Source organism: Vibrio hepatarius (assembly GCF_011806575.1).
Lineage (GTDB): Bacteria > Pseudomonadota > Gammaproteobacteria > Enterobacterales > Vibrionaceae > Vibrio > Vibrio hepatarius_A.
In genome coordinates, this window is sequence record NZ_JAATOO010000001.1 from 317332 (window position 1) to 338366 (window position 21035).

Genomic DNA, 21035 nt, shown 5'->3' on the forward strand with positions numbered 1-21035 from the left:
AAGAAAAGAAGTTCGCTCTCATCTTGACGTTTCAGACGACTTGTCAGACAAAGTGCCTTGGTAAAGCAGTGATAGCCAAGCAAGCACCTGCTCTTTACTCGCTTTATCAAGTTGCAAACAACCCTCTTCTATCGCTGACACGCGCGAAGCGGACAATTCCTTCTCTGCCAAAGTGCGAAACTTACTTCGCATCTCGTCTCGACTGAGAGGATTTTCAGGATTACCTCGCGCAATACAGGGAGGCGAAGTCAGTTTGTCGCCATTTTTCAACATCACCACGACATACGCCCAGCGTTCAGCTGGAAACTTATCATTGTAAGCGGGCTCTTCAATTAACCTCATCCGCTCCGTAAGTGCCAAGCGAGCCGGATGTTTCAGTCCTTTGGTGACGGCTTCTACCGTGACCGTATTATCCATGACCGCACTCGCGACTGAAAACGGCAAACTGTACTGAGCCTGCTCGGTTGTCTCTGGACGCTTGGTATGCAGACACACAGCCTGGTGAAAGCTATGAACTTCGATAAGTTCAACCTCATCAGGTTCTAGTTTATTTTCTTGTTGCAGCGCTCTCACTGCTTCAACTGCGGGTTGAGCCCAGCGACAGACCGGGTACGGTTTAACGTATTGCTCCAGGATATACCAGCGCTGCCCTAAATCTGCCCACAAAGCATGAGTTTGTTGGCCCAGCAGAGTTACGGCTGGCGCGCCAGTAAAGCCCTCTCCTGCTAGCTCTGCACTGGCGAAACCCGCCATCGCTCCCCAACCAGAGCCGTCTTTGAGCATGGTTGGATGTTCAATACAACGCATCATTTGGCTGCGCGGACCATAAAACTCGGCAATGCCGAGCGCGTGCTCTGTTTGTGAATCCGTTAAGCCTTTCCTTCTTGCAGACACCGCGGCGACGCCCAACGCATTCCAAGCACCAGAAGTATGGTAATCACAAGCGGTTTGATGCAGAGCAATTCCGGCGCGAGTTGCTATTTCGTAGCCAATGACGAGGGACGTTAATAACTCTTCTCCCGTGATCGCTGACTCATGCATACTGGCGAGCAGCCCCGGCAAAACAGCGACGCCAACATGACCTTTTGTCAACACTTGGCCGTCGTGCGCGTCCATACTATCAATCAACATGCCGCCATATAGAGTCGACCCACAACCACTGGCCGTGTGATCAGAAAACAGCATCGGCGTATCACCGGCAAACTGCTTCTGCGTGAGTTTGGCTACCATGTTTTGCAACTGCGTCGCTTTACCGGCTGCGGCGACACCTAACAGATCCAAGACACAATATTTAGCCTGTTCAATAACGTCAGCAGGAAGCTGTTCAAAGGTCAATTCGTGAATGAATCGATGAATAGATTGCATCGTCTATTGCTCCAGTTTTAGCGTTTTGCCTTCGACAATAGCGTTGTGATCAATGGTGTATTGCTGTCTCGCACGGTAGGCAGCTCGAATCTGGCTTTGTCAATATCGTCCAATGACAAGGTTGCAGTTATCAAGGTTTCACCGTCTTCTGCCTGTGCCAATAGCTCACCCGTTGCAGACAAAATACAGCTTCCTCCCCAAAACCACGCTTCGCCCTCTGTCCCGTAACGATTGGCCATCAAAACTGGGGTTCCGTAGAGCACCGCATAAAATTTAACGTTAACCAGCCAGTTGTCTTCATTGGAAAAATCTTTACTGACAATACTGCTGGCCGAGTTGATCGGCGCGAGCAAGATTTCAGGCTTATCGAGTAGCGCGCAATGAACCAAAGGTGGGTTCCACAAATCGGCACAGATTAAAACCGAGCCTCGCCAATTATCATCAAGAGAAACACTGGTGGTTGCGTCTCCCGAATGAAACCACTTGCCTTCTTCAAGCCCACCATAGGTTGGTAAATTAACTTTGCGATGCACAGCAACCACCGTGCCACCGAGCAACCAAGCCATCGCGTTGTAGTACTCTCCCGGAGCAGCCTGTTCAACAAAGCCGACAATCACGGACATCTGCGGTGCAAGTTGCGCAAGCTCTTTAAGCCGAGCATCATCACGCTTCATGGCAACTTCACGCACTGAGGATTGGAGCTGGTATCCGGTCAAGGAGAGTTCAGGAAACAGCAATAACTGCGACCCCAAGGCCGCAGCTTGCTTTATGTAATCCTGATGAGTATTCAGATTGGCATTCACATCGCCTAACTGGGCGTTGATTTGGGCCACACTGACTTGCAGGATAGCCATGGTATTACCCCAAGTTATGCTCAGATAAGAACTGGCTTGCGACTTCTGAAATCGAACGTCGCTCAACATCAACTTGTTGATTCAATGTCGACATCGTATCGCCATCAATCGCCGCAGAAAGCGCGTTCATTTGCTCGGCAAGTTCTGGGTTCGCATCTAGCGTTTCTTGGCGAACGACAGGAGTGATCGCATAATCAGGGAAGAACTGTTTGTCATCCGTTAAAACGGTAAAACCGAATGCTTTGATACGACCATCTGTTGCAAATACGAGCGCAGCATCGACTTCTTTCCCTTTTAGCGCATCATAAGTTAACCCCGTATCCATACGTTTCACTTGATCTCGTGAAGCTTTGAATTTGTAGGCTTTCTGTAAAGGTCGGAAGCCATCTTTTCGAGCATAGAACTCTGCATTCAAAGCAATGGTCAATGGCGGCTCTTGGCGCATTCGCTCGGCAAAGTCGGATAAGGTTGAGATGCCACGTTGCTTCGCATCGTCACTGCGCATAGCGAGCGCGTAGGTATTGTTCGCCTTTGAAGGGTTGAGCCACACTAGGCCTTTCTTCGCATCCAGTTCCTTAACGCGTTGATACACTTGCTCTGCTGGGAGCTTTTCTTTGACTTTGTTGTAAATGATCAGTGATGTGCCCGTATATTCCCAATAAAGATCAATCTGGCCGTTTTCTTGAGCTTTACGCAAAACCGCACTGCCCATGCCCGAACGCTTATCAACGTCGTAGCCTTTTTTGGTTAAATATTGAGATGTAATCTCCGTTAAAAGCTGTTGTTCTGTAAAGTTTTTACCACCTACGACGATTTCCGCAGATGCGTGAAAACTTGAAAGCAGTACACCAACGGCCAGCAAGCGGCGAGTAATTTGCTTCAACATGTTTGACTCCTGTCTGTGTTCAATTTTTAGGATTGTTATTGTCTAGCTCTAATAGGGTTACAGCCTTTAGGTACAGTGACATAGGAAACGGCTCCTACCACACTGTCGATAACGATAGCCAGCATCGCTGTAGGAATAGCGCCTGCCAGCATCATGATGGGTTCATCCAGATCAATACCGGTAAAAATGAGCTCCCCTAACCCACCGCCACCAATTAAGAAAGCCAGTGGAACGGTGCCCACGTTGACAGCTAACGCCGTTCGGATACCGGCAAAAATGACGAACAGCGCATTAGGAATTTCAACCTGAAACAACATTTGCAACTCGGTCATACCAATGCCTGACGCCGCTTCTTTTAAATGAGCAGGCACTTCTTTCAGTCCAATGTAGGTGTTTCTGACAATCGGCAACAACGAGGCAATCGTCAGTCCAAATACCGCAGGCACGGTGCCAATGCCAAGAAAGCTCATTGCCAGCGCGAGAATAGCTAAAGTAGGAATCGTGGTCCCCACATTCAAAACCTGCATCGCCGATTCTGCGACTTTCTGAAAACGAGGACGGCTGAGCAATACGCCGACGGGAATCGCGATTAAGATCGCCAATCCACCAGACAGCAGCACCAGTTCAATGTGCTGAACCGTCAAATAAACAATGTCTTCTTGATAGTAAAGAAAATCATCGATCGTGCCCGCGCCTTGTAAATAAACACCCAACGCAAAGACACACGCCAATAAAACGAAATAGTAGGTTTGTTTTAGCTGGTTGGTCACGATGCCTCCTTAGCCTGATGCAATGGTTGTGGCTGGCTAGGAGAGGTATCGCGCTGATAAGTTGCGCCTAGATAATGGGTAATGCCGCGCTGTGTGACTTCGCCCACTAAGCGGCCATTCTCGTCAACACACGGCATCCAAACAATGTCGTGCGTGAACATTTTAGACGCCACCTTACGCAGATCATCCGTGGTTCGGGCTATCGTTTTCAGACCGACATAATGTTCGCCGCAGTACCCCTTCATATTGATTGCGGTAGCTTTTGGCACATAACCAATAGGTTGGTGTAGGTCATTCACTAATATCACGGCGTCGCGATACCCATACGCGTCAATTTTGGTTAGAGCCTCGGCAAGCGTATCGTTAGGTTTCACGTACGCGAAGGTGGTCTGCATGACGGATTCAGCCGTCACTAAGCGAAGACGTTTAAGTGCGCGATCATCTCCGACAAAGTTTTTCACGAAATCATCTTTCGGGTGTGCAAGCAAATCGTCAGGCGTATCGTACTGAACCAGGTGACCATCACGGAAAATCGCAATTCTATCGGCCATTTTGACTGCTTCATCAATGTCATGACTGACAAACATGATGGTCTTGTTGAGCTCTTGCTGCATTTTAAGGAACTCATCCTGGATTACTTCACGGTTGATCGGGTCAATCGCGCCAAATGGTTCATCCATCAGCATGACCGGAGGATCCGCCGCTAGCGCTCGGGCAACACCAATTCGTTGCTGCTGTCCACCAGACAACTCATTTGGATAACGATTAAGGAAGATACTAGGATCAAGAGCCACCATCTCCAATAGCTCTTTGGCGCGCGTCATGTACCTTGCCTTATCCCACCCTAATAACTTGGGAACCACCGCGATGTTTTCGCTGATCGTCATGTTGGGAAATAAGCCAATTTGCTGAATAACATAACCGATGTTGCGGCGCAGAGTGACCGTATCCATACCGGAGGTATCTTCACCACCAAGATAGATCTTGCCCGATGTCGCGGGAATAATTCGGTTGACCATTTTCAGCGTGGTGGTTTTGCCACAACCAGACGGGCCAAGTAACACACAAATTTCACCACTGGGAACTTCCATCTCAATGTGATCTACGGCAGTCACCGGGCCATTAGGTGTTTCAAAAATTTTAGTTAGCTTGTCAATTTTGATCATTTGAATGTCCCTATTATTTGTCCTTTATCGAGCAGCGGTGAGGCCCGGTGGCGTTAATCTTTTTTGTAATCGAATCAATCCATAATCTGTGATGATAGCCAGAAGGCTGACGGCGATGGCACCAACGATCAGTTGTCGAGGATCACTTTGCGAGATGCCACGGCTGATAAACACGCCCAGTCCTCCCGCTCCGATATACGCGGCGATCGCCATAACGCCAATATTCATTACTACTGCTGTTCTCACACCCGCCATAATCACCGGAATAGCCAACGGAATTTCCACCATTTTCAAACGCTGAAAAGGTGTCATCCCGATGCCGCGAGCAGCCTCTCTGAGTGACGGTTCTACGTTGTGAATGGCGGTATAAGTGTTGCGAATAATAGGCAGCTGAGAATAAAGCAGTACAGTAATCACGGCGGGCACGTAGCCAATCCCATGACCAATGGTCGATAAGAGAGGAATCATCAAACCAAACAGTGCGATTGAAGGAATGGTGATAATGATGGACGCTACGTAAAGCACCACTTTCGCAATGCGCTCATTTTGTGTGATAAGAATGCCGATAGGTACGCCAGTTAAGATGGCAAGCCCAACAGCCAGAGCGACCAAAGAGATGTGCTCCATGGTAAGCGTACCTAGCAGCGCTAAGTTATCTATGGTGAAATTTAGTAAGTCCAAGTAGGTCTCTCCCCAACTGTGATTCGCAACCAAGTTAACAGGAGATCAAATTACGCTACTTTTTATTAACAGTGTTGTAAAATAGCGACACGTTGAGATAGAAATACGAAATATTAATAATTAAACTTGGCGTTGTTGATCAAATCAGCGTCAAGTTGAACGAACCATATACCTGTTCAACTTGAAGATGTAGGTTTCGGTAGTTGAAAATTATCCGTAATTCGAGATATCAGCGAGCCTTGTGCACTTTTGGTAACGTCACATCAAAAAATTCGTTGCTCTCAGATATCCTTCTACTTTACTGAATTCAGGATGCGTGGAATCCATATAGGTTTGGGGCTGAACCTTCTTAGCCGATCTTCTTACACAACACGTCTCTGGACAGAAATGTGTTTAAAGTTGGTCTAGTGAATGTCAGGAAATGGAATAGAATTACCGCCCCCAGCCACTAAATTTCTACTACGCTCTGCACCTGATAGTGATAGAATCTTCGCACCAAAATTATCGAGCAAATCTATGTTTATCCATCATGTTAACGGCATCGACTGGCTGGTGATTACAGCTTTTGAAGAACTGAAACCTATATTCATCGAAGACGCTGGTGAGATCCCCTCTTGCTTCTCTATCGACAGCGCTTTGAACCTGATTGATCAAGCCAAGCGTGCTTATGGATATTTGCCAACACTCAGCGGCGTGATCACAGATACTGGCACGTTTCAAAGCCAAGGTAACGAAGAAGATTTAAACCCACAGCTAGCATGCCTAGTCGAGGGGCGTGGTCGGGTGTTTATCTATCACGGCGGCTTTGTAGCTTTTGTGGATGATGATCAAACCTTTATTACACGAATGGACTGAAAGTTATTCAATAAGAAAGGCAATGCTGCCATTAGCATGCGAGGTGCATCACTAGCAAGGAATGGGACTTTTTTGAGCTAGAAAGTGCCACGGGTAAAGATTATACCTATGAAGGTTCTAGACAATTTTGAGTTACCAAATTCGTTTGAACCTCAGTGAAGACAGCAAATCATTTTTGTTTGCTAGCCTTCGTTATTAACTGAAACTCCATACCAGAACGTTTAGTGTTACGGGTTTTATAGCGCGTAGGATACTTATCGAAAAAGTCAGACAACTTCTTTAATCCGTAATTTCGAGGGTCAAAATCTGGTTTCAATCTCTTTAAATATTTGCCAATTTCACCTAGTTTTGCCCAACCCGATTCATCTCTATAGTTCTGCCAAGCTTGATGCATTAATCGCCATAATTCTCGCTCTGCGTCTTGATTAGAGCTTGATTGTTCCTCCCCAAGATCAACATCAGCGTTTAAGTTCTCTATAGCTACAAAATCGTCACAAGCGTTTTTAAACGAGGTCGGCGTCGTCGCTTTTCCAACACCGATGACGTGTATCTCCGACTCTCTTAATCTCGTAGCAAGACTTGTAAAGTCACTATCACTGGATATCAAAGCAAAAGCATCAAACCTTTGGCTGTACAGGAGATCCATTGCGTCAATAATCATTAAAGAGTCTGTCGAATTTTTTCCAGACGTATAAGCGAATTGCTGTTTAGCTTGAATCGCTAGCTCATTTAGAGGCTGCTTCCAGTTTTTTAGTTGTTCAGCAGAAAAATCACCATATGCACGTTTAACGATGATCTGCCCAAAACTAGATAGCTCTTCAATAATCAGGTTTAGCTTTGAGTGTGGAGTGTTTTCTGAATCAATCAATACAGCGATTTTTCTGTTGCCCATAATCCGTGCGTGACCATTTTTATGTAGTTAGTTGCACTATATAGGCATTAGTAATATTTGTTCAAATGGGAGTTATTCATAAATGTTATGAGTAACAACTCTAAACAGAAAAGGGGCACAAATGCGTTGACCCGTTTGTGCAATAGACTCTTGCACAATTGGCGAAGTAACTAAGCCCATGAGCCAACCTTATTAAAAAAACAATGCGATATGAAAAACTGAGGGGCAGATAGCAAAAAGCCGCTAATAAAAGCGGCTTTTTAAATGGGTGGAAGCCCCAGCCACATCCCGGCACACAAGTCACTCGCTGCGGCTGCTTCCTTCCGGACCTGACCGAGTTCACGAGCTATTGTTGCGGGAGGACCAGGGCCTCCATAGATTCGTTTTCCTTAGCATCGCTAAGGAGTGGGAGGATTATCAAGCATCCCTGTGAGTATTTCAAGCGATAAACCAAATAAAACTCGCGTTTTAGGTTTAACTGCTCAGTGAGTAACCATGAACTTGGTCGTTTGCATAATTCATCGTCGCTCACCGCTACGCTTTTGTTTTTATACGTCTTGTTCTTCCTCGACGCTTTTCAGGATGTAATCCGTCATCCAAGCCGTGGTGAGTAAACATAACCAAACAACAAACACAGGATTAGGCACATCGATGTTTGGCGAAACAACCAAAGCGGCGAAACCTACCGTCGGCAGTGTCCAACAAAGTAACTTGCTCCACTTAAATGTTTTTAGCCGCGATAAGCTTTCCATCGAAGCGATAATCCCAGTGACCGACAATGCCACTAACGCCGCATAAGAAAGGTCAGCCAACCATAGAGGAAGAATCAACCCTAACACCCACCAGCTGTGTTTGCTTGACGTTCGCCATTTGTTAGCCGTCCACCAAATCACCATCACCGCCAGCGTTTGCACTACCGTCGCGAGAGGTTCGCCTTCTAGTTTTCCGCCAGATTGCGTCACCATGATGCCGACTTGAAGCGTTACGACGATCAATGCCGCTACCGCCAGCACACCGATACTACTGCGTCTTGAGAATACCACCATCAACAAAGGGAACAATATCCATACGCTGACAGAAAGCGCGATAGGTTGATGTGGCAGCGTTAATCCGTAGGTCACCATAGCGGCCATTAGGATAAGCCCTTTCACCCCACCTTGAGGAAGTACCCACAATGCGGGTATAAGTAATGCGAGGATTGGAATATCACCTTCGCTCAAGCTGATAGCTCGCGCACAAACCACCGCGAGTAGAGTTGTCACTAAGAACTGAAATGTAGAAAATACCATGCCCTCTCCTTATCCCTTCCATGGAAAAATTCGAACTAGGACAACGTCATTATGGACCAGTTTTTAGCGCAAATCTTTGCTGTAATTCACCAAATTCCAGCTGGAAAAGTAACAACTTACGGTGAAATTGCCAAACTTGCGGGCTACCCAGGGTATGCGCGTCATGTTGGTAAGGCGCTAAGCAACTTACCCCAAGGAACACAATTGCCCTGGTTTAGAGTGATTAACAGTCAAGGAAGAATCTCTTTGAAAGGAGAAGATCTGGTGAGACAGAGAGAAGAAATGATCGCCGATGGCATCGAAGTAACGAGAGATGGCAAAGTGAGCTTGAAAAAATACAAATGGCAGCCGTAGCTGCCATCATAAATAAACCTTGAGGACGGCTTATTAGTTTACAGAGATCAAACGTAGGTTTACGTTGTCCGTGTTGTTCTCATCGGTAATGACCGCGTAGTTCATATCGGTAATGAAGCGAAGCTTACCGTCAACTTCGATACGAGCACTTACGCTGTAACGGTGACGCGGTTCAATTTTGTTTGCGTCATACGTTAATGAAAACTCAAAAGGAACTTGCGCACCATTGGTTTCGAAGCGATGGGTTGAAATCACTTTCGCTGGAGCATCTGCGAGTGAGATGTCTTGAAGTGACACTTCAACAACCGCGTTGTCTGGTAGAGCAATACGCTCACGGTACGCGACCGTACCTGTGATAGAGTCATTTTTCACTTCTTCAACTTTCTCTTCTGAAGCTTGGCAACCCATTAAAACCGCGCCTAATACAACTGACGTTACAAGTGCTAGTGCCTTTTTCATAAAGCCTCTCTTAAATCATTAAATTCACAATGATTATAGGTAGGGAATATGCAAATGTCATTGCAGGCAACCTAGTGTTGACAGGTTTTTTACCTACAAGACGTTTAATGACACTACGCTTATACAGATGTTTAAATTATCGCTAAACCACGTAGAATAACTCGACATATTGAGCTAAACAGAACAATAACTAAGCTAGGGAGGATGAATGAGTAAAGCACTGAGCGAGCTGTTAAATCTGCTGCAATTAGAAAAACTAGAAGAAGGCCTGTTTCGAGGTCAAAGTGAGAATTTAGGCTTGCCACAAGTGTACGGCGGTCAGGTGATTGGCCAAGCGCTTTCTGCTGCGCGTTACACGGTTGACGCAGACAGGACCGTTCACTCATTTCACAGCTACTTCCTTTACCCTGGGGATCCAGAAAAACCGATCATCTATGACGTAGAAAACCTTCGCGATGGCCGCAGTTTCAGTACTCGCCGCGTCAAAGCGATTCAAAATGGTCGCCCAATTTTCTACCTCACCGCTTCTTATCATGGCGAAGCGCCAGGTTTTGAGCATCAAAACACTATGCCAGATATTCCTGGACCAGAGAATTTTGCTTCCGAATCTGACTTAGCGGCGCGCATAGAGCACGTTCTGCCAGAAAAGCTCAAACGTACTTTCTGTGGTGAAAAGCCAATTGAAATGCGTCCTGTGAATGTGGTTAATCCGCTCAAGCCAGAAAAGACCGAAGCGAAGCAATATCTGTGGATCAAAGCGAACGGCGCGGTGCCAGATAATCAATTGATCCATCAATACCTGCTTGGTTACGCTTCTGATTGGGGATTTTTGGTGACAGCATTGCATCCTCACGGCGTGTCGCTAATGACACCAAACTTCCAGGTCGCGACGATCGACCACTCAATCTGGTTCCACCGCCCATTCAAGATGGACGACTGGTTGCTTTACGCTATCGATAGCCCAACTGCGAGTAATACTCGCGGATTGGTGCGCGGTGAAATTTACAACCGCCAAGGCCACTTAGTAGCGTCTGCGGTTCAAGAAGGCGTGATGCGCTTCACCAAATAATCGATATCCATTGGCGGAGGACTACTCTCCGCCAATTGGTAGCGCGGTTGTGTACTTCAATGGTTCCATCGCAAACGTCGAAGTCACATTCGAAATGCCCGCAACCGAGTTCACCAACTTTTTATAAAAACGGTCAAAACACGGCATATCTTTGACCAATACCTTCATCATATAGTCGTATTCCCCCGCCATGCGATAAAACTCCATCACTTCGGGAAACTCGGCCGCTGTCGAAACAAAGTGGCTATACCATTCATGGGAATGATCACTGGTCTTGATCATTACAAACGCGGTAAACGACAAATCGAGCTTTTCAGGATTGAGTAGCGCTACGCGTTTTTCAATCACTCCTGCTTCTTCAAGCTTTTTCAGTCTTTTCCAGCATGGTGTGGTTGTCAGGTTGACCGCTTCGGCTAAATCGTTCAGTGAGAGCGTTCCGTCTTGCTGCAACAGATTGAGCATTTTTCGGTCAATTTTATCAAGTTCAATTTCCATATCTTTTATATCGTAGAAATATTTTCTCCAAATAAAGCAAATCGAAGCAAAAATAGCAAAGTTTTTCTCTAGGTGAAGCGCTACATTGTCAGCATAACAATTCTAAGGAGTTCCCTACCCATGTGTACTGACCACAATTGGATTAACGACGCAGTGCGTAAGATTGAAGCGGACTATCAGCGCAGTGCCGATACCCACCTAATTAAACTTGATCTACCCAGTGTCGATGGTATCGATATCTATCTCAAAGATGAAAGTACACACCCGACAGGCTCGCTGAAACACCGTTTAGCACGTTCACTGTTCTTATACGCGATCTGTAATGGCTGGGTAGGACCGAATACACCGATTATTGAATCCTCTTCTGGTAGCACCGCAGTTTCTGAGGCCTACTTTGCTCGTTTGTTAGGTCTACCATTTATTGCTGTAATGCCAAAGTGCACCGCACGTAAGAAAATCGAACAAATCGAATTTTATGGTGGTCAGGCACATTTGGTCGACCGCTCAGACCAAATCTACGCAGAGTCCAAACGCCTCGCTGACGAGTTGAATGGCCATTACATGGACCAATTTACTTACGCGGAGCGAGCCACCGACTGGCGCGGAAATAACAACATCGCCAACGCTATCTTCAGTCAGATGGAGCTAGAAGATCACCCAGTACCAACTTGGATTGTCATGAGTCCTGGCACAGGGGGTACCTCGGCAACGATCGGGCGCTTTATCCGTTATCAAAAACACGACACCAAATTGTGCGTGGTGGACCCAGATAACTCAGTATTCTTTGATTACTTCCAATCTCGCAATGCGGATTTAACCGGCGACTGCGGCAGTAAAATCGAAGGTATTGGTCGCCCACGTGTCGAACCAAGCTTTATTCCTGGTGTGATAGACGAAATGCGCAAGATCCCAGATGCCGCCTCTGTCGCGACTGCGCACTGGTTAGAGAAAATTCTTGGCCGTAAAGTGGGCGCATCGACGGGTACTAACTTATATGGTGTGTTGCAGTTAGCCAGTGAAATGAAATTGAAAGGTGAAACAGGCTCAATTGTCACATTGTTATGCGATAGTGGTGAACGTTACTTAGATACCTACTACAACCCAGAATGGGTCAAAGAGAACATTGGCGACTTACAACCTTATTTAGCCAAGTTAGAAGGCTTTGAAGCGACAGGTCATATCGCCTAACGAGATAATAAATAGCAACGTCAGCTAGAAAAAAACGCCACCCACTTAGTCAAAGTGGGTGGCGTTATTATATACAGCGTTATTTTTTGTTTTGGCGCTCTTCAAATGCAGCTAACTGCTCTGGTGTCGCTGCTGGCTGGTGGTTTTGTTTCCACTCATCGTAAGTCATGCCGTAAACACGTTCACGCGCGTCGTCGATGTCCAGTTCCAAACCTTGGCTGTCAGCTTCCGCTTTGTACCATTTGCTGAAACAGTTACGGCAGAAGCCAGCCAGAATCATCAGGTCAATATTTTGCACGTCTTTGTTGTCGTCTAAGTGCGCAAGCAAACGACGGAACACCGCTGCATCTAACTTGTCTTGTTCTTCCTGAGATAAATTTTTGTATTTAAATTCAGCCACTTTACTTACCTTTTTATCTTGTTTGTTTTAATACTACCAAGTATACGAACATAGAAACAATACAAAAACGCCCGAGCATCAGCTCAGGCGTTTATTTCATTTCGGCTTATCTTAACCTTGAATACCAACAATCAACCATGGTGCATTTGGTGTTGTCAGGTCACGCTCCAAGTGCCAGATATCTTCGATGTTCTCTTCGATACCTTCAACCGCATCACGGTAGCGACCGCTAAACTGCAGGCTAAGTTGAGCTTTAGACGCATCGTAATCTGCACGTACGATTTCTGCATCTACGTACATTACGTCAGTGTGTTGCTCGCCTTCTAGTTTCGCACGCTCTGCTTGCAGATCAGCAAACAAGCTTGGAGAAACGTACTCTTCAATCGTATTCAGTTGGTTATGGTTCCAAGCGCCTTGCAGGATTCGGTAGTGCTCACGCGAACCGTTGATAAATGCGGCTTGATCAAAACCCGGTGGGTAGTTGTGTGGAACGTCTGTTTGAGTACCGAAACCAAAACCACCTTGTGCATTATTTTGAGGTTGCTCGAAATTATGAACATTTGGTTGTTCAAATTTAGGTGCAGAACCGCCGAATGCAGGCTGCTGACGATGCTGGTTCATACTGCCCTGCTTTGCTCCGAGAAGCCCACGCATAAGCTTGAAGATGAGGAACGCCAGTAGACCAAGGATTAGGATATCCATAAATTGGATACCTTCGAATGCGCCGCCGAAGAAAGCCGCCAACAAGCCACCAGCAAGTAGACCACCTAACAAGCCGCCCATTAGACCTTTCTTACTTGAACTTTTAGCACCTGCGGTCTGATCCTTACCAACCGTGCTGGTATTTTGGGTTTGCTGCTTAGGTGCCGGTGCCGTCTTGTAGCTCTTACCAAATGACTTACCGCCACCAAACTTCTTCGCTTCTGCAATCGGCGTGATCGCCACAGAGACCATTAGCAAAGCAACAAGTGAAAACAATCGCTTCATATTTATCCTTTCAGGGTTCTTTCGAGATGTTAGATTCTAGTTATACTTTCATAATAATGGTTCATTCACCTTAAGCAAACTAATTACTCGTGTGCACTTGTATCAGAATATTGCAATTTCTCATTTGCCTAAGTTGACGGTGCAGAGAGTCACTCATAGAATATTGAACGTTGTTCATTTTATATTGATTACCATGGCCAGACGAAACGATCATACGAGAGAAGAACTTATCGCCCTCACCCTAGATACGGTGAAGGAGTTCCTCAAAGAAAATTCATACCACGACCTAAGTTTGCGCAAAATCGCGAACATGATTGGCTATGTGCCAAGCACTTTGGTTAATGTGTTCGGCAACTACAACTTGTTATTGCTTCACGCAGTGGCACAAACCTTAGATGAACTTTCTGCAGAGGCCCGCTCGTCTGTGTGCGAAAACGATGACCCGAAAACAGCGTTATTTAAACTCGCCTACTGCTACCACGACTTTGCTCATAAGAATCCATACCGCTGGCAGTTGATCTTCGAACACAACATGAACGGTGAACAGTTACCTGAATGGCAAGCAGAGCGAATCAATCGAATGACGGGAATGCTTGAGTACTTGCTTAAAGTCTTGGCACCAGAGCGCACTGACGTAGAAGTATTGGAAGCAAGCCGCGTACTTTGGTCTGGTGTTCATGGCGTGACGCTTCTGAGTGTCGACGACAAGTTCTTCGCTTCACTACCTATCGACGGTAAAGAGCTGATTGACAACCTATTGACCAACTATCTCGCCAACTGGTAATCGACGCCCGTAAGGAATTTAGGTAATCATGCCAAACAGCCAAACTTCTCTGTTAGGGCAGAAACGTTTTCTGCCCTACTTTATCACTCAATTCTTCGGCGCATTTAACGACAATATTTTCAAAAACGTTCTTCTGCTCTTTGTCGCTTTTGCTGGCGCGGGTTTACTTCCTGTCTCAAGCAATCTCTTCATCAACCTAGCTGCTGGCTTATTCATTTTACCTTTTTTCCTTTTCTCAGCCTCAGCAGGTGTACTCGCCGATAAATACGAAAAGTCTTGGTTCATCCGCAAGGTCAAGTTGGCCGAAATCGGCATCATGTGTTTAGGTGCGATTGGCTTTATCACTGAGAGCTACTTAATTCTATTGTTGCTGTTGTTTTTGATGGGGACACAATCGGCATTTTTTGGCCCGGTGAAATACGCCCTGCTTCCTCAGCAGTTGAAACAAGAAGAGCTCGTCTCTGGCAACGCGCTAGTCGAAACCGGCACCTTCCTCGCGATCTTACTCGGCACTTTAGGCGCGGGTGTAATTGCATCTGCCGAGAGTGCGAAATATTGGGCAGCCGGTTCGGTGATTGTATTTGCGCTATTGGGTTATATTGCGAGCCGCTCGATTCCAGAAGCGCCAGCCGCAGCGCCAGAGCTTAAATTCCGCTGGCAGCCAATTCGACAAACGAAACAAACCATCGCTATCGCCAAAGCCGACCGAACCACGTTTCAATCCTTAATGGCGATCAGTTGGTTCTGGTTTCTAGGTGCGGCATACCTTACCCAGTTTCCGAACTTTACCAAGGTCTACCTCAACGGTAGCGAAAGCGCAGTGTCGTTCTTGCTGGCGCTGTTTTCTGTCGGTATCGCCGTCGGTTCATTGGCTTGCGACAAGTTATCCAACCATCGGATTGAAGTCGGCATCGTACCCATCGGCAGTCTAGGTATTACGATCTTTGGTTGGCTAATGGCAAGCTCAGTGCCTGAAACGTTGCCCAAATTTGAAAACTTTGCTGATTTCATTGCTTACCAACCCTTATGGTCAGTATTTGCTTATTTATTATTGCTCGGCGCTTCTGGTGGGATATTCATTGTTCCTTTGTACGCACTGATGCAGCAACGTGCGAAACCGTCCGAGCGAGCACAAGTTGTCGCTGCACTTAATATTTACAACTCATCTTTTATGGTCGGCAGCGCTGTACTAGGCATTGTCTGCCTGAGCCTGATCGGCATGACAATCCCACAGCTGTTTATGCTGCTGGCAGCGTTGAACTTGATGGTCGCGGTGTATTTATTTATGCAACGACCAATCTTTGTCGTCCGCTTCTTGGTTTGGGTATTAACCCATACCATGTATCGAGTGAACCACAAAAACTTGCATTACTTGCCGAAAAAAAGCGGCGCGCTGATAGTTTGTAATCACGTTAGCTATATGGATGCTCTGCTACTTTCCGCAGTTTGCCCACGCCTGATTCGTTTTGTAATGGAAGAAGATTATGCCAACCTGCCACTATTACGTCGCTTCTTGAAACGTGCGGGGGTGATCCCTATTTCGGCCAGCAATCGTAACTCTATTCGCCGTGCGTTCAATGAAGTTGAGCAAGCGCTAGCGGAAGGCCATATCGTGTGTATATTCCCAGAGGGTCGCTTGACGGCTGATGGCGAAATGAATGAATTTATGCGCGGAATGGATATCATCCTTAAACGCAGCCCTGTTCCTGTCATTCCACTGGCATTGAAAGGTCTATGGGGAAGCTACTTTAGCCGTTACAAAGGTCGCGCCTGTCAAGGTTTGCCAACACGTTTCTGGTCTAAACTAGAAATCGAAGCTGGCGAGCCCGTTTCACCAGATATCGCCACCACCACATTAATGCACGAAAAAGTGTCCACGCTACGCGGTGATTGGCGTTAAGTAAATCAACACCTGTTCAGATTTTCTGAACAGGTGTTAAGTTGATTCAATTATCTTTATCAAACCAAGTCGCCTACACTATGGCCTTTTCTGGTATTAAGCTGTTGCAATAATGAATAACCTAAAAAAGCAATTTCCATTTTGGCTTGCACTCGTAGTCTGTCTGTTTCCCTTTATTTCTTCACCAACCGCGCTGGTTATTGGCTTTTTCCTTGCCTCTTTAGGTTTTGTTCCTACGCATCTCAACATCGCCAAAATCACCAAAAAACTGCTCGCTTACTCGATTGTTGGCTTAGGGTTTGGCATCCAATTTCAACAAGCGTTAGCCGTTACAGCTGATGGGATTGGCATCATCATTGTCACAATTTTAGGCACATTAATTGTCGGTTGGTGGGTAGCCAAAGCGATCGGATTGAACAAGCAAACCGGGTATTTGATATCAGCAGGCACGGCGATTTGTGGCGGTAGCGCAATTGCAGCCGTATCGCCGGCAATCAAAGCCAGTGACGAGCAAATCGGCCTTTCGCTGGCAACGGTGTTTGTACTGAATTCCATTGCGCTGTTTATCTTCCCCGTGATCGGCCATGCGCTGAATTTAGACCAACATACTTTCGGTACTTGGGCGGCGATAGCGATTCACGACACTTCATCAGTGGTTGGAGCAGCTTCTGCCTACGGTGAGGAAGCACTCACAACGGCAACCACACTTAAACTGGCGCGTGCTTTATGGATCATTCCGGTTACGCTATTTAGCGCCTTTTTGTTCCGCAATGAGTCCAAAAAAGTCACCATACCCTACTTCATTTTGTTTTACTGTATTGCGATTGCGTTTAGCGATTTACTGCCACAATTCGAGGTGGTTTACCAAGGAATCTTCGATGTCGCGAAGCGAATGCTGGTGGTGTGTTTGTTCTTGATTGGTTGCGGCATTTCTATCGAAAAACTGAGAACAGCAGGCGCTAAACCGCTGATATTTGGCGTGAGTTTGTGGGTATCGATATCAACGCTCTCACTCGTGTGGCTGACGCTGAGTTAAAGCTCTTCTGGTTCAAACGCGGCCTTTTTGTGTCGCGTTTTCTTTATGCTGAACACTAACCCCAACACCAATAGAAATGCAGACAGCTCAGCTAATGAGCGTGTTAATCCTTCGCTCTGCGTCGCTAAAATCACCTGAAGCACAATCGCCAAAATCAATATTGCTTTCATCGCTTCGTCTTATACCCATATCCATAATTGAACCAGAACATTATGAATTAGAGTTATAAGCAGGTTAAATTCTCTTTTGGACTATGAAATCGCAAATTTAACTAAGTTGGGATGTTAGCCAATGCACGACTTTACTTCTTGACACTTTTATCCCTTCTGCCAGCAAGGCTTCCGGTATCGAATAATAACCGACTGGCCATTTGAATCGCGTCAATGATCCAAGCGCGGTTTCTACCTCTGTTTGCGATAGCTCTTTGCATGTTTGGATGACGGCAACGGGGCGATGCCCAAACTCGGCATCTTCAACAGGCACGACAATAGACTGAATGATCGCAGGGTGCTTGTTGAGCTCAGCTTCGATCTCTTCGCAATGGATGTTCTCTCCGCCTGAGATAAACAGGTTGTCCGCTCGGCCGATAATTTTCAGCTCGTCGTTAACCCATTCACCTAGGTCTTTGCTGTCAAACCAACCGTCTTGTAGCAATGGAGTCACTTGGCCTTGGTAATAGTAGCCTGACGCCAGTGTTTCACCGCCAATGAAGATACGCTGTCCTTTTAGCATTACTTTACGTTTAGGCAGCACGCTGCCAGCACTGTAATGTTGGTCGATTTGTTTCGCGGTCACCGTTGATGCCGCTTCCGTCATGCCATAACCCAGCCAAGTTTCAATCCCTTGTACTGCCGCCTGCTGACTGAGTGCCAAAGGCACATGACTGCCACCAAGCAACACATGCGTGAGTGATAGAGTTTGCTTACTTTCCAACAAACGCTTGAGTTGCGTTGCAACCAAGGAAGCATGGCTAACGCCGCAAATGTCTTTTTGTAGCTCACCGCTACCCACTTTTAAGCTCGCGCCCGCTTGTAGCCAGCGATAAACGATCGCTAACCCCGACACGTGATACATGGGTAGGCTCAGTAACCAAGTTTCTCCTTGTTGAAAGCGAAACTTCTCCAATAAGCCCGATGCGGAAGCAAGGTGTTGCTCACTGGTGTGCGCGACCGCTTTCGGCACGCCCATTGAACCAGAAGTAAATACGATGGACGCAATGTTCTTCGGGTCGTAATCGGATTCAGCTTGGTTAGAGGATTGTTCAGAGAAATGAATCGTCGCAAATTCGCTAAGCACGGCGTTGTGTTGGACTAACCACAATTTGCGTGCATTCACCTCTGCGTAGAGCGCTTCGAGTTTTGTTTCCAATTCCGCTTTTGTTTGTGGCATTGTCAGCGCACATATGGCGCCAATTTCCATACAGGCGAGATAAGTAAAGACTAACTCCGCGCTGTTCTTCCCAACACAAGTCAGAACCTGATTTTTTACTATGCCTTGAGCACGCAAAGAAGCGGTAACGCGCTCGACTTTCGCCGCTAACTGCTGCCAAGTGTATTGCCCCTCAGGAGTCGATAGAGCTAACAAAGATGGGCTCTCTTGAGCCCATTTTTTAAGTGGTGAAGCTTGACTTGTCATCAGCACTGCCAAATCAGCGACTGATCAGCTAAAGATGCTACTGGCAGTTCACAACCCGGCCATGCGACTTCAAGCTGCTGAGCAAACAAACCAACAGTATCTAACCCTGGAACTTCTTCAGGTAGCTGCCATTGAGCCAATCGGGCAAGTTGAGTCAGACCTATACTTGATTCAATACTTGAGCTGATTATCGCTTTGATTCCCAGCGCCTTAGCTTTTTCCATCAAAGCGATACAACGCTCGACTGAACCAATCAGTGTCGGCTTGATGATGATCGCTTTAGCACCGTTAAGATCTTGCAGAACAAAGTCATCTTTACGAATCGCATGTTGCAGTGTTTCGTCCCAAGCAATCGCAATCCCCGTATTGATAGCAAACGAGAAGCTGTCTCCCGGCACTTGGCAAGGCTCTTCAATGAACGCAATACGTTGACGCAACGACGGCGCAATTTTCTTGGCAAACTGTTGCGCTTTTTCCGCTGTCCAAGCTCGGTTTGCATCCAAGCGAAGCGATAGGTCCGGAATGGACTCTAAGAATAGATTGACTAGCATGCCGTCGCGGATTGGCTCGTACAGGCCGACTTTGATCTTCGCGACTTTCTCGCCTTGCATTGCATTGAGCTTAGGTAATAGCTCATCTGGGTCGCCAGAGCAAAGAGGCGCCGCTTGGTAACGACCTTCTTGTGGCAAGATGTTATCCAGTTCAAGTTGAGCCATCGAAATACCGAAGGCAACTGATGGGTAAAGCTCATCAAGTGCTAATTCTTCACCGCGCTGCCACTTAGCCAATTGCTCAACCAGCTGCGAGTAGACGTCATCCAACGACTCAATACTAAACCCCGGCAGCGGAGCAACTTCGCCTCTACCTAGTTGACCATCTTGTGCAAGCTCAACGATGAAACCCTCACGAACTTTCAACCGTTGTTCACGCAGTATCACGCCACTGTCCATCGGCAACTCATAGCGATACAGTTTGGCAGATCTCATACCAATATTCCCTTTCCGTTATCTAGATAAAACAAGCGTTGATTCAAATACGGATTCGATGTCAGGCAGCAATCACATCTTGCTGCCTAAATTGAATACGTACGACGACGCTTTATGGGTTACGAGGGAACTTATTAAAGTCTGGACGACGTTTCTCGTTGAATGCGTTGCGACCTTCCTGGCCTTCTTCGGTCATGTAGAACATCATCGTCGCGTTACCCGCTAGCTCTTGCAGACCCGCCTGGCCATCACAGTCCGCGTTTAATGCCGCTTTAAGACAACGCAATGCCATTGGGCTGTGTTGTAGCGTTTCACGACACCAACGTACCGTTTCTTTTTCTAGATCTTCTAGCGGCACAACGGTATTGACTAGCCCCATGTCTAATGCTTCTTGTGCGTCGTAGAAACGGCATAGGAACCAAATTTCGCGGGCTTTCTTCTGGCCGACAATACGCGCCATGTAAGATGCGCCCCAGCCACCGTCAAAAGAGCCCACTTTAGGACCAGTTTGGCCGAATTGCGCGTTTTCAGCCGCGATCGTTAGGTCACACATCATATGCAGAACGTGACCGCCACCGACAGCCCAACCCGCAACTGAAGCAATCACAGGCTTTGGACAAGTACGAATCTGGCGTTGGAAATCCAACACGTTTAGATGGTGCGTACCTGAATCATCTTGGTAGCCGCCGTAATCGCCACGGATTTTTTGATCGCCGCCGGAGCAGAATGCTTTTTCGCCTAAACCTGTCAGAATGATCACGCCAACGCCTTCATCATAACGAGCGTCTGCTAGAGCGTTGATCATCTCTTTTACGGTTTGAGGGCGGAATGCATTACGCACTTGCGGGCGTGCAATCGTGATTTTCGCAATGCCATCTTCTGATTTGTGGTACTGAATATCTTCATATTCACCTGAGCAGTCATTCCAGTAAACTGGAGCGTAGAGTTCTTCTTCTGAGATACCGACTGTTTTTGACATGGTGA

Annotated in this window: 23 protein-coding genes and 1 other RNA gene; 7 read left to right on the forward strand and 17 right to left on the reverse strand. The window is 46.8% G+C overall.

Features of this window, described 5'->3' with window-relative positions; all coding sequences use genetic code 11:
• Positions 1-18: 18 nt before the first annotated feature.
• Genes HCZ42_RS01380 through HCZ42_RS01405 form a run of 6 tightly spaced genes read right to left on the reverse strand, consistent with a single transcriptional unit; the run spans position 19 to position 5668 of the window.
• On the reverse strand, positions 19-1365 hold the full coding sequence (locus HCZ42_RS01380; RefSeq protein ID WP_167418994.1) for an MmgE/PrpD family protein: 1347 nt from the start codon (positions 1363-1365) through the stop codon (positions 19-21).
• A gap of 17 nt (positions 1366-1382) precedes the next feature.
• Entirely contained in the window at positions 1383-2219 is an 837-nt protein-coding gene (locus tag HCZ42_RS01385; RefSeq protein WP_167418995.1) for a nitrilase-related carbon-nitrogen hydrolase, read from the reverse strand.
• Positions 2220-2223: 4 nt separating this feature from the next.
• Positions 2224-3105 (reverse strand): glycine betaine ABC transporter substrate-binding protein, encoded by an 882-nt coding sequence (locus tag HCZ42_RS01390; protein WP_167418996.1) that lies wholly within the window; start codon positions 3103-3105, stop codon positions 2224-2226.
• Positions 3106-3140: 35 nt separating this feature from the next.
• Positions 3141-3875: an ABC transporter permease gene (locus HCZ42_RS01395; protein ID WP_167418997.1), complete on the reverse strand. Its 735-nt coding sequence runs from the start codon at positions 3873-3875 to the stop codon at positions 3141-3143.
• On the reverse strand, positions 3872-5041 hold the full coding sequence (locus HCZ42_RS01400; protein ID WP_167418998.1) for an ABC transporter ATP-binding protein: 1170 nt from the start codon (positions 5039-5041) through the stop codon (positions 3872-3874). The genes HCZ42_RS01395 and HCZ42_RS01400 overlap by 4 nt, the downstream gene beginning before the upstream one ends.
• A 24-nt stretch (positions 5042-5065) precedes the next feature.
• Positions 5066-5668, reverse strand: coding sequence for an ABC transporter permease (locus HCZ42_RS01405; protein WP_439848979.1), 603 nt, complete (start codon positions 5666-5668; stop codon positions 5066-5068).
• Positions 5669-6238: 570 nt separating this feature from the next.
• Here HCZ42_RS01405 and HCZ42_RS01410 point away from each other — a divergent pair.
• Positions 6239-6577, forward strand: a complete 339-nt coding sequence (locus HCZ42_RS01410; protein WP_167419000.1) for a cytosolic protein — start codon at positions 6239-6241, stop codon at positions 6575-6577.
• A gap of 169 nt (positions 6578-6746) precedes the next feature.
• On the opposite strand, the gene HCZ42_RS01415 is transcribed toward HCZ42_RS01410, so the two are convergent.
• The 3 genes from HCZ42_RS01415 to HCZ42_RS01425 form a co-directional block, all read right to left on the reverse strand.
• Positions 6747-7469: an NYN domain-containing protein gene (locus HCZ42_RS01415; RefSeq protein ID WP_167419001.1), complete on the reverse strand. Its 723-nt coding sequence runs from the start codon at positions 7467-7469 to the stop codon at positions 6747-6749.
• 272 nt (positions 7470-7741) lie between these two features.
• Positions 7742-7838, reverse strand: an RNA gene (ffs, locus tag HCZ42_RS01420) — signal recognition particle sRNA small type.
• Positions 7839-8017: 179 nt separating this feature from the next.
• Positions 8018-8758 (reverse strand): hypothetical protein, encoded by a 741-nt coding sequence (locus HCZ42_RS01425; protein WP_167419002.1) that lies wholly within the window; start codon positions 8756-8758, stop codon positions 8018-8020.
• Between the two features lie 51 nt (positions 8759-8809).
• Between HCZ42_RS01425 and HCZ42_RS01430 the strand changes: the two genes are divergently transcribed.
• Positions 8810-9112, forward strand: a complete 303-nt coding sequence (locus HCZ42_RS01430; RefSeq protein ID WP_167419003.1) for an MGMT family protein — start codon at positions 8810-8812, stop codon at positions 9110-9112.
• A 33-nt stretch (positions 9113-9145) separates the two neighbouring features.
• Here the strand turns inward: HCZ42_RS01430 and HCZ42_RS01435 are convergent, their stop codons facing one another.
• Positions 9146-9571 (reverse strand): YbaY family lipoprotein, encoded by a 426-nt coding sequence (locus HCZ42_RS01435; protein ID WP_167419004.1) that lies wholly within the window; start codon positions 9569-9571, stop codon positions 9146-9148.
• Between the two features lie 208 nt (positions 9572-9779).
• Here HCZ42_RS01435 and tesB point away from each other — a divergent pair, with 208 nt between their 5' ends.
• Positions 9780-10640 carry an acyl-CoA thioesterase II gene (gene tesB / locus HCZ42_RS01440; protein ID WP_167419005.1) on the forward strand — a complete coding sequence of 287 codons (861 nt, stop codon included), beginning with the start codon at positions 9780-9782 and terminating at the stop codon, positions 10638-10640.
• A 21-nt stretch (positions 10641-10661) separates the two neighbouring features.
• On the opposite strand, the gene HCZ42_RS01445 is transcribed toward tesB, so the two are convergent.
• Positions 10662-11135 (reverse strand): Lrp/AsnC family transcriptional regulator, encoded by a 474-nt coding sequence (locus HCZ42_RS01445; protein WP_175579349.1) that lies wholly within the window; start codon positions 11133-11135, stop codon positions 10662-10664.
• Between the two features lie 120 nt (positions 11136-11255).
• Here HCZ42_RS01445 and HCZ42_RS01450 point away from each other — a divergent pair, with 120 nt between their 5' ends.
• A complete protein-coding gene (locus tag HCZ42_RS01450; protein WP_167419006.1) occupies positions 11256-12323 on the forward strand; it encodes a PLP-dependent cysteine synthase family protein in 1068 nt (355 codons plus the stop codon).
• Positions 12324-12402: 79 nt separating this feature from the next.
• Here the strand turns inward: HCZ42_RS01450 and HCZ42_RS01455 are convergent, their stop codons facing one another.
• Both HCZ42_RS01455 and HCZ42_RS01460 read right to left on the reverse strand, forming a co-directional pair.
• Entirely contained in the window at positions 12403-12723 is a 321-nt protein-coding gene (locus HCZ42_RS01455) for a DUF1244 domain-containing protein (RefSeq protein WP_167419007.1), read from the reverse strand.
• Between the two features lie 111 nt (positions 12724-12834).
• On the reverse strand, positions 12835-13710 hold the full coding sequence (locus tag HCZ42_RS01460) for a Tim44 domain-containing protein (RefSeq protein ID WP_167419008.1): 876 nt from the start codon (positions 13708-13710) through the stop codon (positions 12835-12837).
• 193 nt (positions 13711-13903) lie between these two features.
• Here HCZ42_RS01460 and HCZ42_RS01465 point away from each other — a divergent pair, with 193 nt between their 5' ends.
• From HCZ42_RS01465 to HCZ42_RS01475, 3 genes are all read left to right on the forward strand, one after another.
• The gene (locus tag HCZ42_RS01465) at positions 13904-14494 is read left to right on the forward strand and encodes a TetR/AcrR family transcriptional regulator (RefSeq protein ID WP_167419009.1); all 591 of its coding nucleotides are present in this window, start codon (positions 13904-13906) and stop codon (positions 14492-14494) included.
• 28 nt (positions 14495-14522) lie between these two features.
• Positions 14523-16394, forward strand: coding sequence for an MFS transporter (locus HCZ42_RS01470; protein ID WP_167419010.1), 1872 nt, complete (start codon positions 14523-14525; stop codon positions 16392-16394).
• Positions 16395-16506: 112 nt separating this feature from the next.
• Positions 16507-17430, forward strand: coding sequence for a YeiH family protein (locus tag HCZ42_RS01475; RefSeq protein ID WP_167419011.1), 924 nt, complete (start codon positions 16507-16509; stop codon positions 17428-17430).
• On the opposite strand, the gene HCZ42_RS01480 is transcribed toward HCZ42_RS01475, so the two are convergent.
• The 4 genes from HCZ42_RS01480 to menB form a co-directional block, all read right to left on the reverse strand.
• Positions 17427-17600 (reverse strand): hypothetical protein, encoded by a 174-nt coding sequence (locus HCZ42_RS01480; RefSeq protein WP_167419012.1) that lies wholly within the window; start codon positions 17598-17600, stop codon positions 17427-17429. The genes HCZ42_RS01475 and HCZ42_RS01480 overlap by 4 nt on opposite strands.
• Before the next feature lie 97 nt (positions 17601-17697).
• Positions 17698-19065, reverse strand: a complete 1368-nt coding sequence (gene menE, locus HCZ42_RS01485; RefSeq protein ID WP_167419013.1) for an o-succinylbenzoate--CoA ligase — start codon at positions 19063-19065, stop codon at positions 17698-17700.
• Entirely contained in the window at positions 19065-20051 is a 987-nt protein-coding gene (gene menC, locus HCZ42_RS01490) for an o-succinylbenzoate synthase (RefSeq protein ID WP_167419014.1), read from the reverse strand. Before menC ends, menE begins: the two co-directional genes overlap by 1 nt.
• 112 nt (positions 20052-20163) lie before the next feature.
• On the reverse strand, positions 20164-21030 hold the full coding sequence (gene menB, locus HCZ42_RS01495) for a 1,4-dihydroxy-2-naphthoyl-CoA synthase (RefSeq protein ID WP_167419015.1): 867 nt from the start codon (positions 21028-21030) through the stop codon (positions 20164-20166).
• Positions 21031-21035: the final 5 nt, after the last annotated feature.